Source organism: Pseudomonas sp. LAMO17WK12:I10 (assembly GCF_900215185.1).
GTDB classification, from domain to species: Bacteria; Pseudomonadota; Gammaproteobacteria; order Pseudomonadales; family Pseudomonadaceae; genus Aquipseudomonas; species Aquipseudomonas chlororaphis.
Map to the genome: position 1 here is coordinate 39,470 of NZ_OBDX01000022.1, position 14,317 is coordinate 53,786.

At 64.4% G+C, this 14,317-nt stretch carries 12 protein-coding genes; 5 read left to right on the top strand and 7 right to left on the bottom strand.

Annotated features, from left to right (window positions below):
* Positions 1-133: 133 nt before the first annotated feature.
* From efeO (CRO75_RS22205) to CRO75_RS22235, 7 genes are all read right to left on the bottom strand, one after another.
* The gene (efeO, locus tag CRO75_RS22205; RefSeq protein ID WP_009044153.1) at positions 134-958 is read right to left on the bottom strand and encodes an iron uptake system protein EfeO; all 825 of its coding nucleotides are present in this window, start codon (positions 956-958) and stop codon (positions 134-136) included.
* 30 nt (positions 959-988) lie between these two features.
* The gene (gene efeB, locus CRO75_RS22210) at positions 989-2,311 is read right to left on the bottom strand and encodes an iron uptake transporter deferrochelatase/peroxidase subunit (RefSeq protein WP_097138201.1); all 1,323 of its coding nucleotides are present in this window, start codon (positions 2,309-2,311) and stop codon (positions 989-991) included.
* 18 nt (positions 2,312-2,329) lie between these two features.
* Complete coding sequence (gene efeO, locus CRO75_RS22215; RefSeq protein ID WP_097138203.1) at positions 2,330-3,529, bottom strand: iron uptake system protein EfeO; 1,200 nt, start codon at positions 3,527-3,529, stop codon at positions 2,330-2,332.
* Between the two features lie 9 nt (positions 3,530-3,538).
* Complete coding sequence (gene efeU, locus CRO75_RS22220; protein ID WP_097138204.1) at positions 3,539-4,381, bottom strand: iron uptake transporter permease EfeU; 843 nt, start codon at positions 4,379-4,381, stop codon at positions 3,539-3,541.
* 242 nt (positions 4,382-4,623) lie between these two features.
* Positions 4,624-5,529, bottom strand: a complete 906-nt coding sequence (locus CRO75_RS22225) for an AraC family transcriptional regulator (RefSeq protein WP_097138296.1) — start codon at positions 5,527-5,529, stop codon at positions 4,624-4,626.
* 211 nt (positions 5,530-5,740) lie between these two features.
* Positions 5,741-7,033, bottom strand: a complete 1,293-nt coding sequence (locus tag CRO75_RS22230; RefSeq protein ID WP_097138206.1) for a glycosyltransferase — start codon at positions 7,031-7,033, stop codon at positions 5,741-5,743.
* A gap of 129 nt (positions 7,034-7,162) precedes the next feature.
* Positions 7,163-7,522 carry a response regulator gene (locus tag CRO75_RS22235; protein ID WP_009044147.1) on the bottom strand — a complete coding sequence of 120 codons (360 nt, stop codon included), beginning with the start codon at positions 7,520-7,522 and terminating at the stop codon, positions 7,163-7,165.
* A 261-nt stretch (positions 7,523-7,783) separates the two neighbouring features.
* Here CRO75_RS22235 and CRO75_RS22240 point away from each other — a divergent pair, with 261 nt between their 5' ends.
* The 5 genes from CRO75_RS22240 (at position 7,784) to CRO75_RS22260 (ending at position 14,308) form a co-directional block, all read left to right on the top strand.
* On the top strand, positions 7,784-11,260 hold the full coding sequence (locus CRO75_RS22240; RefSeq protein ID WP_097138208.1) for a response regulator: 3,477 nt from the start codon (positions 7,784-7,786) through the stop codon (positions 11,258-11,260).
* A complete protein-coding gene (locus CRO75_RS22245) occupies positions 11,260-12,075 on the top strand; it encodes a protein-glutamate O-methyltransferase CheR (RefSeq protein WP_009044145.1) in 816 nt (271 codons plus the stop codon). Before CRO75_RS22240 ends, CRO75_RS22245 begins: the two co-directional genes overlap by 1 nt.
* Positions 12,072-12,677, top strand: coding sequence for a chemotaxis protein CheB (locus tag CRO75_RS22250; protein ID WP_097138210.1), 606 nt, complete (start codon positions 12,072-12,074; stop codon positions 12,675-12,677). Before CRO75_RS22245 ends, CRO75_RS22250 begins: the two co-directional genes overlap by 4 nt.
* Positions 12,671-13,852: a hybrid sensor histidine kinase/response regulator gene (locus CRO75_RS22255; protein WP_097138212.1), complete on the top strand. Its 1,182-nt coding sequence runs from the start codon at positions 12,671-12,673 to the stop codon at positions 13,850-13,852. Before CRO75_RS22250 ends, CRO75_RS22255 begins: the two co-directional genes overlap by 7 nt.
* A 78-nt stretch (positions 13,853-13,930) precedes the next feature.
* Positions 13,931-14,308 (top strand): response regulator, encoded by a 378-nt coding sequence (locus CRO75_RS22260; protein WP_007924849.1) that lies wholly within the window; start codon positions 13,931-13,933, stop codon positions 14,306-14,308.
* Positions 14,309-14,317 lie beyond the last annotated feature (9 nt).

Below are 14,317 nucleotides of genomic sequence, written 5' to 3' on the forward strand. Positions count from 1 at the left end.
ACGCTTGCCTGTAGGCGCGAAGCTTGCTCGCGATCGCCGCGCAGCGGCGGTCGTCAAATTTCACCGCGTTGTCCTGGCGGGTTTATCGCGGGCAAGCTTCGCGCCTACGCAAGATCGGGCGGATACCCGCGACTCAGTCCAGCCCCAGCTTGCCGCGCAGGGTCGAGAGGTCTTCGGCCAGGGTGTTGACCGGGCCCACTAGCGCCTTGCGGTCGTTGTCCTTGACCTTGTCGTAGGTCTCGAAGCCGCCGTCGGCGGTTTTGTACTTGGCCAGGATCTTGTTCACCGTGGCGAAGTTCTTGTCGACCTTGGCGACGAAGGCCGGGTCCTGCTGCTCGATCTGCGCACGGAACAGGTCGACGATTTTCTTCGCCCCGTCGATGTTGCCCTGGAAGTCGTAGAGGTCGGTATGGCTGTAGCGGTCTTCCTCGCCGGAGACCTTGGTCGCGGCCACTTCCTCCAGCAGGGCGGCGGCGCCACCGACGACTTTTTCCGGTGGGAAGGTCAGGCCGGCGACGCGGGCCTGCAGGTCCTTGACGTCCTTGTTCAGGCGGTCGGCCAGGGCGTCCAGGCCCTGGGTGGAGTTCTGGGCGAACAACGAATACTCGATGCGGTGGAAGCCAGTGAAGTCCTCGGCCTCGACGCCTTGTTCGTGGTCGTCGACCCGCGAGTCGATGGCCGCGTCGAGGTCGCTGAACAGTTCGGCGATCGGCTCGATCGACTCGTAGTACACCCGGGTCGGTGCGTAGAGTTTTTTAGCCGTAGCCAAATCACCTTTCTTCACCGCGTCGGTAAAGGCCTGGGTGTGGCTCGCCAGCTCGTCGAGCTGCTCGGTGACGTAGATCTTGTAGTCGGAAATCGGCCCCACCAGCTCCAGCGGCGAGGTGGCGGCAACCGCCGACAGCGGAACATGCAGCAGGCCAAGGGTCAGCAACACAGCGAGGGGCGACTTTTTCATGGGACGTTTCCGTGGGGGGATGGAGGGTGGTCAGGCACGGGTTTTCGCTTGGGTGGCCTCGAGCAGCGTGCGGCCGAGGAAGTCCTGCTCGCCGCTGACGCCGGGCAGTGTGAAGAAATAACCGCCGCCCACCGGCTTGAGGTATTCCTCCAGGGGCTCGCCGTTGAGGCGGGTCTGTACCGCGATGAAGCCTTGCTCCAGGTCGGCCTGGTAGCAGATGAACAGCAGGCCCATGTCCAGTTGGCCGTTCTTGTTCACGCCGTTGGAGTAGTTGAACGGCCGGCGCAGGATCAGGTTGCGCTGGGTTTCGGCGGTACGCGGGTTGGCCAGGCGGATGTGGGCGTCGAGCTTGGTCAGCTGACCGTGCGGGTCCTTGCGGTAATCCGGCACCTGCTGTTCCTGCTGGCCGTCCATGGGCGCGCCCGAGGCCTTGACCCGGCCGATGATGCTTTGCTGTTCCTGCAAGGGTGTGCGGTCCCAGCGTTCGACGAAGTTGCGGATGATGCGCACCGCCTGATAGCTGCCGTGGGCGGCCCAGGCCGGTTCGTCGCTGCCTGGCTGGACCCAGACGATCCGCTCCATGGCCTTGCGGTCGTTGGAGTCGGGGTTGGCCGAGCCGTCGCGAAAACCCAGGAAGTTGCGCGCGCTCTGCGCCGGCTCGCCAGGACGCGCCGGGGCCTGGGGCGGCACGCTGCCTTCCTGCTTCCAGCGCACCAGCAGCAGGTCCGGGAGGTTTTTCACGATGTCGCGCAGGGCGTGGATATTGGTGTCGGCGGTGTTGGCGCAGAACTGCAGGCTCAGGTCGCCGTGGCAGCAGTCGGGCTCCAGCGCATCGTTGGGGAAGCCGACCATGCGTATCAGGCGCTTGGGTTTGGCCGCGGCCAGGCCGAAGCGCTCGTCGAACAGCGAGGCGCCCACCGAGACGGTGATGGTCAGGTTGTCCGGGGTCACCACCGGGCCGAGGATGCCCGAGTCCAGCGGCGGCAGTTTCGGGTCGACCTGGGGGACCGGGCCGCCGGTCATCAGGAAGCGGATGCGCTGGTCGAGGGTGCGCAGCAGTCGCTCCAGGTCTTCGCGGTCGCTGGCCAGCACGTCGAACGCCACCAGCATGCCGGCCGCCGGGCGCGGGGTGACGATGCCGCTTTGATGCTGGCCATGGAAGTCGTGGCGGTCCTGGGTCTGGTCGCTGCTCGGTGCTTGCGTGACCTGGGCGGCGGCTTTCTCGGTCTGGGCTGCTAGCGCCGGGCAGCTCAGGCTGCTGCCGGCCAAAGCCACACCGGCGGCGCCCATGCCCAGCAGCACGCGACGGCGTTGGGCGGAGAAATCTGGATTGGAAGCGTCTGAATCGTTCATCGGGAGGGCGTCTTCTGCTTACAGGCCGGAGAGGCCAAGGGCGGGATCGATTCCATCGAGTGCATCGGCCAGAACCTTGGCCTGGTCGGCGATCCGCTTGCGCTGATCGGCGCCGACACTGTCGTAGGAGGCGTAGCCCTCGGTGCTGCGCAAGGCGCTGTACTGGCTGTCGAGGGCGCCGAGGGCACCGTCGATCTGTGCCAGCAGCGGGGCGGCGGGCTTGGCCAGCAAGGGCCTCAGCAGATCGACGACCTTGCGGGTGGTCTCCAGGTTGGCGGCAAAGCCGTTGAGGTCGCTGTGGCTGTAGCGTTCTTCCTCGCCGCTGCTGGCGCGCACCTCGGCGATGCTGCGCTGGCTGCGCGCGACCAGGCTGACCAGTTGCTCCGGTGGCAGCGACTGGGCCAGCAGTTGTTGCTTGAGGCTGGCGACATCGCTGAGCAGGCGCTGGGCGATCAGCGCCAGGCCGCTCAGGTCGCGTTGCTGGAACAGCGCGTATTCGAGGCGGTGGAAACCGACGAAAGCGGGGTCCTGCTCGCGTTTTTCGAAGTAGTCGGCGCGGGCGTTGATGCGGTTGTCCAGCTCGCCCAGGCGCTGGGCGGCCGGGGCAAGACGCTGGTAGGCCGCGCGCGCCGGCAGGTACAAGGCCTGGGCCTGGGCCAGGTCGCCGGCCTGGATGGCGTGCTCCAGCTCGCTTACGGCCTTGATCAGGGCGCTGCTTTGGCGGCTCAAGTAGACCCGGAACTCCGACAGCGGGCCGATAAAGGCGACCATCGACGGCCGAGACTTGGCCTGGGCGTCGGACTCGGCGGTCGGGGTCACATGCAGGGTGCCGCGCGGGTTGCTCAGCAGGCCGCAGGTGATGGCGTAGTCGCCGGGCTGCAGCCTGGCGTTGATCACCTGGCTCAGGCCCGGCGCGATGTTTTCCCGCTCTTCGACCACCAGCACGCCGTCGAGGATTTCCCACTCCACGGCGCGGTCCGAGCGGTTGACGATACGAAAGCTCGCTGGCCCGGCCGGCACGCTCAGGGCGTTCGGCTCGCAACTGTGGGGGTGGATGGTCACGGTGATTTCGTCCTTATGCGCCTGGCGCTTGCTGGCGGCCAGCTGCGAGGCGTAATAGAACAGCCCGCCGGCGGCGATCATCACCATCACGGAGCCCGCGAGCGCCCAGCGCAGGGCGCTCGGTGTCGGGGGCTGTGGGGAGGCTTGCTGGGTCATGGAAAGGCCTTACTGGCTGGAAACGGAAGACGATGGGCTGGCGGCGGGTGCCGCGCCGGGCAGGAAGAACAGCACCAGGGTCACCAGCAGGTAGATCAGATAGGCGCCCAGGGTGCTGACGGTCGGCGCGTCCTGGTAACCGAACATGCCGGCCAGCACCGAGCCCAGCGGGCCGTCCATCGGCAGGCTGGCGCTGAAGTCGAATAGCACGCCCTGCAGGTGGTTCCAGACCCCGGCTTCATGCAGGGCCTGCACCGAGTTGGCGAGGATGCCGGCGGCCACCAGCAGGATGAACAGGCCGGTCCAGCGGAAGAACGCGCTGAGGTTCAGGCGCATGCTGCCGCTGTAGATCAGCCAGCCGACGACGATCGCCAGTACCAGGCCGAGCAGGGCGCCGATGGGCGCGGCGGGGCCCTGGCTCTGCTGGAACACCGCGAGGAGGAAGAACACGGTTTCCAGGCCTTCGCGGGCCACGGCGAAGAACACCATGGCGATCAGCGCCGTGACCTGGTGCCGGGAACCGGTCAGCGCCTGGTCCAGCGAGGCTTGCAGGGAATGCTTGAGCGAACGCGCGACCTTGCGCATCCAGAACACCATGGAGCTGAGGATGCCCACGGCCACCAGGCCGACGATGCCTTCGAAGAGTTCCTGCTGCTTTTGCGGAAACTCGGCGCTCATCAGCTCCAGGCCACCGCCCACCAGCAGGGCCAGGGCCGCGGCGAGAAACACGCCGATCCACACCGCCGGCATCCACTGGCCGCGTCCGGTCTGTTGCAGGTAACTGGCGATGATGCCAACGATGAGCGCGGCTTCGATCCCTTCGCGCAGCATGATCAGAAATGGAACGAGCATTCAGCACCGGCGGGGAGATAGATAGGGAGCTAAGTTGTAACATAATGATACGTATTCACAAATGGCTATGATTGCCATTTGCTGAACGGCAGCTGAACAGGGCGCGTTTACCAGGTCGGCCTCTGGTCTTTGGGGGAGGCTTTTTGCAGGAGCGAGCTTGCTCGCGATAGCGCCAGATCAGATGCCCGCGGTGCTAACCGGATTGATCGCGAGCAAGCTCGCTCTTATAGGGCGCGGGGAGGTCAGGCGAGGTTCTGTTCGGTCAGGCGCTGCACGGCCAGGCGCCGGTAGTGGGAAGGGGTCATGCCCTTGAGTTGCTGGAAGCGCCGGTTGAAGTTGGAGATGTTGTTGAAGCCGGACTCGAAGCACACGTCGGTCACCGGCTTGTCGCCGTCGGCCAGCAGTTCGCAGGATTTGCTGATGCGCAGGCGATTGACGAACTCGACGAAGCAGCGGCCGGTGGCCTGCTTGAACACCCGGGAGAAGTAGGTGGGTTTCATGCCCAGGTAGTCGGCGACTTCCTCCAGCGGCAGTTCGCGGGCGTAGTGGGCGAAGATGTAGTCCACCGCGCGGTTGGTGCGGTCGACGTTGTGCTCGTCCGCCAGCTGCACCGTGGTGGCGCCGGACAGCAACTGGTAATCGTCACAGGTGGCCAGCAGTTCCAGCAGGATGAAGAAGTGCCCGAGGCGGGTGATGCCGCTGGAATCGGCGATGCGCTGCATCAGGTCCATGGCCTGGGCGATGGTGCGCTTGCAGCGAAACTCGATGCCGTACTGCGCGCGCTCCAGCAGCGGCGCCAGGCTCTTGAGTTCGGCGAAGACTTGATAGCCGCTTTCGAACAGCTCGTCGGTGAAGTTCACCAGCATGTCGCGCTTGGCCACCACTTCGTCCTCGGCCACCTGGCTGATCCAGTTGTGGGGCAGGTTGGGGCCGGTGAGGAACAGCGATTCGGGGTAGAAGTTGCCGATGTAGTCGCCGATGAACACCTTGCCGGAGCTGGCGACGATCAGGTGCAGTTCGTATTCCTTGTGGAAATGCCAGCGCACCAGGGGGCAGGGGAAGCCGTGCTGGCGATAGATGATCGACAGGCCGTTGTGGTCGTCCATCAATTCGTAGGAAGGGTCGGTGACTCTTGCTGATCGGCTCATGGCGCTGTGCTTTTTATCGTTGTTGCGTCCGATCATGCCTCCTTCAAACCCTCAGCACCAGTGCCGGCCGTTACACCTGTAGCCGCTGGCGCAGCCTGCGACAAGGTCCGCAGGACCTTCAGGGCCCTCAAGAGCGGCGCCCCCTTCGGGGTCGATCGCAGCCTGCGGCAGCGGCTACAGGGCCGGGTGTCCGGGGATCGGCGGACGTCTCTCAGGCCAGGCGGTTTTTCGCTTCGATCCACTGCGCCATGTACTGGGTGCTCTTGTGGTGATGGTGACGCAGCATGCCGCCGGTGAAGTTGTCGCGGCGCAATTGCGCCAGGTTCGCCCGGCAGTGCTGCAGGCGCTCGATCAGGGCCGGGCCGTGGACCTGCTGCCGATAGCGCGCAAGCAACAGTTGGCGCCCCTGTTCCTGGGCCGCGCTCCACAGCGCCTGGTCCTGGTACAGGCGCACCGCCGCCGCGGCGATGGCGCTGGCCGACTCGGCCACCGCTCCCGGCCAGGGCGCGTCGCCGTGCATGGCTTCGGCGCCGACCGGGGTGGTGACGCTCGGCGTGCCACAGAGCATGGCGTCCAGCAGCTTGCCCTTGATGCCCGCGCCGAAGCGCAGCGGCGCCAGGCAGATCCGCGCGGCGGACATGACTTCTAACGCATCCTCGGCCCAGTTCATCACCTGGAAACCCTGGGCCGGGTTGTGCAGGGCCGCGGCCTTGGGCGGGGTGTAGGCGCCATAGATATGCAGCTGTGCGCCCGGCAGCTGCTGGCGGATCAGCGGCCACACGGCGTTCTTCATCCACAGCACCGCGTCCCAGTTCGGCGCGTGGCGGAAGTTGCCGATGCTCAGGAAGTGCGCCCGTTCGGCGAAGGGCACATAGCTGTGCGGCATTTGCTCGGGCATCAGCGGGCACCAGTGCAGCAAGGCCGGCGGCAAACCGAATTGCCCGACCAGCAGCTCGATCTCGAACTCGGAGATCATCAGGCTCAGGTCGCAGCGGTACAGCGCAGCGATCTCGCGCCGGGCCTGGTCGGTGTCGGCCATGGCGGCGAACTCCTGCGCGGCGGCGGGGGCGAACAGGGCGCTGAAGTCATCGTTGTCGTCGCTGGCCTTGAGGCGCTCCTTGAGGCGCTGATGGCGGGCGTGGCGCAGGCTCTGCAGATCGGAGGTCTCGAGCACGCGCAGCGCGCCGGGGCACTGTTGCTCGACGCGCCAGCCGAACTGTTCCTCCATCATGAACTGGTCGAACAGCACGATATCCGGCGCCAGTTCGGCGATGAAACGGTCGAAGCTGCTGTTGTTCAGTTCGATCGGGCACTCGCGGATGCCCAGGGCGCTCAGGTCTTCCGTGTGCTCGCCGGGGTTGGCCGGGCTGCTGAAGGTGATGTCCCAGCCTTGCCGGAGGAGGACCTGGAGGATCTGCATCAAGTGCCCGCTGGCCGCCGATGAGCGGGGTTCGGGCCAGACGTAACCAATGACCAGGACTTTGGTGGCGGCGGTCGGACTCATGAGTGGGCATTCCTGAAAAGCGCGGGGGTGTCTGCGGGGGGCGCCATTAAACCACAGCAGGGCGCTGGCGCGGCCGCCCTGGCGCCCATGGCCGAGGCGCTCGGTGGGTCGGCGCGGGTTACCGAGGGTTCAGCCGAGGATGGCGCGGACCTTGTCGCGCAACTGGTCGATGGAGAAGGGCTTGCCGATCACCGCCATGCCGGCGGGCACCTCGATGTTTTCCGCGTAGCCGCTGGCGAACAGCACCGGCAGCTCCGGGCGCAAGGCGCGGGCGCTGGCCGCCAGTTCCTTGCCGTCCATGCCGGGCAGGCCGACGTCGGTCATCATCAGGTCGATCCGCAGCGCGCTGTCCTGCAATAGGGCCAGGGCCTCTTCGCTGCCCGCGGCTTCCAGCACCTTGAATTCCAGCTCTTCCAGCACATCGACAATCAGCATGCGGACGATGGCATCGTCTTCGACGACCAGGATGGTGGAATCGGTGGGGGACATGGCAAGGCTCTCGAAAAAATGGAAAAAAAGGACGGCAGCGGAAAAAAGTGCTTGTCTCTTGCATCAGTAAATAACGCGCAATGACAAGTTCCCGAACCTGTACAAAAAAGTAATCCTGTACAAGCTGTGCCAGAATAACCCGTCTGATCGAGGGCGGGCAGTGCAGGATGAAAAATTGCCACCGAGCTTGTCGCAAGCATAGATACGCTGCCCTCCTTTGGGGCAAACTCCATGGTTTTTACCCTTCACCAAGGCCTTTCAATGATCTCTTCGTCTTCGGTCGATGAACAGAGTTTTCGCAAGCTGCTAAGCCGCAACATCGCGCTTCCCCTGGGCGTGGGCGTGCTCAGCGCGGTGGTCTTCGTGTCCCTGATCAGCTATCTGCTCTCGGCGATCCAGTGGGTCCAGCACAGCGATCGGGTGATCAACGGCATCAACCAGGCGGCCAAGCTGACGGTCGACCTGGAAACCGGCATGCGCGGCTTCCTGATCACCGGCGACGAGCATTTTCTCGACCCGTATGAAGTGGCCAAGCCGCAGATCTTCAGCGAATTGCGCGAGCTGCGGGGGCTGGTGGCGGATAACCCACAGCAGGTGGATCGCTTCAAGCGCCTGGAAGCCTTGCAGGAAGAGTGGGGCCTGCACGCGAAAAACATGATCGAGATGCGTCGCCAGGAGGGCGATTATCGCCGCTCGGTGCAGTCCGGCCGGGGCAAGCGCCTGACCGACCAGATGCGCAAGGAATACGACGACGCGGTGGCGATGGAGCAGCAACTGCGGGTCGATCGCAATGAGAATGTCACGCGCACCACGGTCCTCAGCGTGGTCCTGTACCTGCTGTTCGTGGTGGTGATCAGCGGCTTGCTGGCCTATATCGGGCGCCGCGACCTGCTCAACCTGTCGAAGAGCTATAGCGCCAACCTCGAGGCCCAGCAGCAAAGTGCCCGGAGCCTGGCGCGACAGGCCTGGCTGCGCAGTGGCCAGACCGAACTGGCCGAGCAGTTGCTGGGGCAACTGACGCTGAACCTGCTGGGGCGCAACCTCCTGCAGTTCTGCGCGCAATACCTGGGCAGCGTGGTGGCGGCGCTGTACGTGCGTGAAGAGCACGGCGGCCTCAAGCGCGTGGCCGCCTACGGCTTCTCCCGCGAGCAGGAAGAGCGCGAACAGTCGATTTTCCTCGGTGAAGGCATGGTCGGCCAGGCGGCCCAGCAGGACCGGCTGATCCGCCTGGACGAGGTGCCCGCCGATTACTTCAAGGTCAGCTCCGGCCTGGGCGAAGGCGTGCCGCGCAGCGTGCTGGTGGTGCCGACCAGCGACGACGACCGGGTCAACGGGGTGATCGAGCTGGGCTTCCTGCGGGCCCTCAGCGAACGTGACGTCGAGCTGCTGGAACTGATCGCCGGCAATATCGGCACCGCCATCGAGGGCGCGCGTTATCGCCAGCGCCTGCAGGAAGTGCTGGCCGAAACCCAGCAGCTCAACGAAGAGCTGCAAGTGCAACAGGAAGAACTGAAGACCGCCAACGAGGAGCTTGAGGAACAGTCGCGGGTGCTCAAGGAGTCCCAGGTGCACCTGGAGGCCCAGCAGGTGGAGCTGGAGCAGACCAACGAGCAACTGGCGGAGCAGCGCGACGCCATGGACCGCAAGAACGGCGAGCTGAACCAGGCCCAGGTGCAGCTGCAGGAGCGTGCCGAGGAGCTGCAGCGTTCGAGCAAGTACAAGTCCGAATTCCTCGCCAATATGTCCCACGAGTTGCGCACGCCGCTGAACAGCTCGCTGATCCTGGCCAAGCTGCTGGCGGAAAACGCCGAGGAAAACCTCACTGCCGAACAGGTGCAGTTCGCCGAGTCGATTTATTCGGCGGGCAACGATCTGCTCAACCTGATCAACGACATTCTCGATATTTCCAAGGTAGAAGCCGGCAAGCTCGAAGTGCGTCCGGAAAACGCCAGCGTCGCGCGCCTGGTGGAAGGCCTGCGCGGGCTGTTCCAGCCGCTGACCGCGGACAAGGGCCTGGAATTTTGTGTCGAGTTGCAGCCCGGCGCGCCTTCGATGCTGTTCACCGACTGCCAGCGGGTCGAGCAGATTCTCAAGAACCTGCTGTCCAACGCGGTGAAGTTCACCGAGAAGGGCCAGGTCAGCCTGAGCGTGTCGCGCGAGCCCGAGGTGGGCATTGCCTTTGCTGTGCGCGACTCAGGGATAGGCATCGCCCCGGAACAGCAGGAAAGCATTTTCGAAGCCTTCCGCCAAGCCGATGGCACCACCAATCGCCGTTATGGCGGCACGGGCCTGGGGTTGTCGATTTCCCGCGACCTGGCGGCATTGCTCGGCGGTTCGATCACGGTCGCCAGCGAGCCGGGGCAGGGCAGTGTCTTCACCCTGGTGCTGCCGGAACAGTACGTCGAGCACGCACCGGAGCCGCAAGAGGCGGCCAGGCCCGCCGCCGTGCGGGTGATGCCGGCGCCGAGCAAACCGGCTACGCCGCCGATTCCCCCGGTGCCCGAGGTGGAGATTGCGCGTTTCGCCGACGATCGCGACAAGGCGCCGTTCGCCACCCGCTGCATCCTGGTGGTGGAGGACGAACCGAACTTTGCCCACATTCTGTATGACCTGGCCCACGAGCTGGATTACCAGTGCCTGGTGGCCCACGGCGCCGACGAGGGCTACAGCCTGGCCGAGCAGTTCGTGCCGGACGCGATCCTGCTGGACATGCGCCTGCCGGATCATTCCGGGCTGACGGTGTTGCAGCGCCTCAAGGCGCATGCCACCACCCGGCATATCCCGGTGCATGTGATCTCCGTGGAGGACCGGGTCGAAGCCGCCATGCACATGGGCGCCATCGGCTATGCGGTCAAGCCCACCACCCGCGAAGAGCTCAAGGACGTGTTCGCCCGCCTGGAGGCCAAGCTCACCCAGAAGGTCAAGCGGGTGCTGCTGGTGGAGGACGACGACCTGCAGCGCGACAGCATCGCCCGGCTGATCGGCGACGACGACATCGAGATCACCGCCGTCGGCCTGGCCCAGGAGGCCCTGGAACTGCTGCGCGACAACCTCTACGACTGCATGGTCATCGACCTGAAATTGCCGGACATGCTCGGCAACGACCTGCTCAAGCGCATGTCCACCGAGGATATCTGCTCGTTCCCGCCGGTGATCGTCTACACCGGGCGCAACCTGACCCGCGACGAAGAGGCGGAGCTGCGCAAGTATTCGCGCTCGATCATCATCAAGGGCGCGCGCTCGCCCGAGCGCCTGCTGGACGAAGTGACCCTGTTCCTGCACAAGGTCGAGTCCCAGCTGTCCCATGAGCGGCAGAAGATGCTCAAGGCCGCCCGCAGCCGCGACAAGGTCTTCGAGGGGCGCAAGGTCCTGCTGGTGGACGACGATGTGCGCAATATCTTCGCCCTCACCAGTGCCCTGGAGCAGAAGGGCGCGATCGTGGTCATCGGCCGCAATGGCCATGAGGCGATCGCCGAGCTCAACGAAGTCGAGGACATCGACCTGGTGCTGATGGACGTGATGATGCCCGAGATGGACGGCTACGAAGCCACCCAGGAAATCCGCAAGCAGCCGCGCTGGCGCAAGCTGCCGATCATCGCGGTGACCGCCAAGGCGATGAAGGACGATCAGGAGCGCTGCCTGCAGGCCGGGGCCAACGATTACCTGGCCAAGCCGATCGACCTCGACCGGCTGTTTTCCCTCATTCGAGTCTGGTTACCCAAGATGGAAAGAATCTAGTGGAGCGCAATACCGAGATCGAACTGCGCCTGTTGATCGAAGCTATCTACCTCAAGTACAGCTACGACTTCCGCGATTACTCCGGCGCCTCGATCAAGCGCCGGATCAACCATGCGCTGCGCCAGTTCGAATGCAAGACCATTTCCGCCCTGCAGGAGCGGGTGCTGCACGATCCGGGCGCGTTCATGCAGCTGCTGCAGTTCCTGACGATCCCGGTCAGCGAGATGTTTCGCGACCCGTCGCACTTCCTGGCGATTCGCCAGGAAGTGGTGCCGCTGCTCAAGACCTATCCCTCGATCAAGGTCTGGATCGCTGGCTGCAGCACCGGTGAGGAGGTCTATTCCATGGCCATCCTGTTGCGCGAGGAAGGGTTGCTCGAGCGCACCATCATCTACGCCACCGATATCAATCCCAGCTCCCTGGAGAAGGCCAAGCAGGGCATCTTTTCCCTGGAGAACATCCGCGCCTACACCCAGAACTACCAGCAGGCCGGCGGTTTGCGCTCCTTTGCCGACTACTACACGGCGGCCTACGACTACGCGATCTTCGACAAGACCTTGCGTGAGAACGTGACCTTCGCCGATCACAGCCTGGCGACCGACAGCGTGTTTTCCGAAACCCAGCTGATTTCCTGTCGCAACGTGCTGATCTATTTCAACAAGAAGTTGCAGGACCGGGCCTTCGGCCTGTTCCACGAGTCGCTCTGCCACCGTGGGTTCCTGGTGCTGGGCAGCAAGGAAACCTTGGACTTCTCGGCCTACGGCGAGCATTTCGAGCCGCTGGTCAAACAAGAACGGGTCTACCGCAAATCATGAACGATGACGCCAACGGGCAATCCGCCTTGCCGCGGGTCGAGGCCATAGTGATAGGTGCGTCGGCCGGCGGCGTCGAGGCGTTGCTGAAAATCTTCACGGCGTTTCCCGAGGGCTTCAGCCTGCCGATAGTGGTGGTGCTGCACCTGCCCGAAGAGCATCGCAGCCAATTGGCCGAGCTGTTCGCCCGGCGCCTGGCGCTGCCCGTGAAAGAGGCCCGCGACAAGCAGAGCATCGAGCGCGGCACCCTGTATTTCGCCGTGCCCGGTTATCACTTGTCGGTGGAGCAGGACCGCAGCCTGTCCCTGAGCCAGGAGGAGCGCGTGCATCATTCGCGTCCCGCCATCGATTACCTGTTCGACTCCGCCGCCGATGCCTATGGCCCGCGCCTGGCCGCGGTGCTGCTGACCGGGGCCAACCAGGACGGCGCCCATGGCCTGGCCCAGGTCAAGCGGCGCGGTGGCCTGAGCGTTGTCCAGGACCCGGCCGAGGCCCAGGTGGCGACCATGCCCGAAGCGGCCATCGCGCTGCACCGACCGGATTACATTCTCCCTTTGCACGGCATCAGCCGTCTGCTTGTCGAGCTGGAACGAATCGCATGTTAAGTAATATCCAAGCCAAGCTGCTGATCGTCGACGATCTGCCAGAGAACCTGTTGGCCCTCGAAGCGCTGATCAAGCGCGAGGACCGCCAGGTGTACAAGGCGCTGTCAGCGGACGAGGCATTGTCGCTGTTGCTCCAGCATGAGTTCGCCATGGCCATCCTCGATGTGCAGATGCCCGGCATGAACGGCTTTGAGCTGGCCGAGCTGATGCGCGGCACCGAGAAGACCAAGAACATCCCCATCGTGTTCGTCAGCGCCGCCGGGCGCGAGCTCGACTATGCCTTCAAGGGCTACGAAAGCGGCGCGGTGGACTTTTTGCACAAGCCGCTGGATACCCATGCGGTGAAGAGCAAGGTCAATGTGTTCGTCGACCTGTACCGGCAGAGCAAGGCCATGAAGCAGCAGGTCGAAGCCCTGGAGCAGAGCCGGCGCGAGCAGGAGGCGTTGCTCAAGCAGTTGCAGGCGACCCAGAACGAACTGGAGCAGGCGGTGCGCATGCGTGACGACTTCATGTCGATCGTCGCCCACGAGGTGCGCACGCCGCTGAACGGCCTGATCCTGGAAACCCAGCTGCGCAAGATGCACCTGGCCCGCGACAACGCTTCCGCGTTCACCCTGGACAAGATGCATGCCATGGTCGACCGCGACGAGCGCCAGATCAAAAGCCTGATCCGCCTGATCGAGGACATGCTGGACATCTCGCGGATCCGTACCGGCAAGCTGTCGATCCGCCCGAGCCGGGTCGACCTGGTGCAGCTGGTGCGCGGCCTGCTGGAGAATTTCGCGCCCCAGGTCGAGGCCGCCGAGTCGTCGATTGCCCTGAACGCCGAAGACTCGGTACTCGGCCAGTGGGACGAGTTCCGCATCGAACAGGTGATCTCCAACCTGCTGACCAATGCCTTGCGCTATGGCGCCAAGAGCCCGATCGAAGTACGGGTCTACAGCGCGGGCGGGCAGGCGCGGGTCGAAGTGCGCGATCACGGGATCGGCATCAGCGAGGAAAACCAGGCGCGTATCTTCCAGCAGTTCGAGCGCGTCTCTGTCAATCATGCGGTGGCCGGGCTCGGGCTGGGGTTGTTCATTTCCGAGCAGATCGTCACCGCCCATGGCGGCACCATCGAAGTCGACAGCCGGATCGGCGAAGGTGCCTTGTTTCGCGTTTGTCTGCCGCTGTAGGAAAACACCGGCTCCCACGCAACCTTCTGGATGACCGGATGGTCGTATCAGCAGCTATTGACCGAACAAAGGCTTCTCATGAGTGAAGATGCACAAGACGTCGTACTGATCGTCGAAGATGAACCGGTGATTCTGATGTTGCTCGCCGACTATCTGTCGGGCCTGGGCTACCGGGTGCTGCAGGCGGAAAACGGCGAGCAGGCATTCGAGATCCTCGCCAGCAAACCGCACCTGGATGTGATGATCACCGACTACCGGCTACCGGGCGGGATTACCGGGGTGATGATCGCCGAACCCGCGGTGAAACTGCGCCCCGACCTCAAGGTGATTTTCATCAGTGGCTATCCCACCGAGATTCTCGAATCCGGCAGCCCCATCGCGAGAAGCGCGCCGATCCTGGCCAAGCCCTTCGACCTCGACAGCCTGCAAGAGCAGATCCAGCGCTTGCTGGCGTGACCTCCTGCA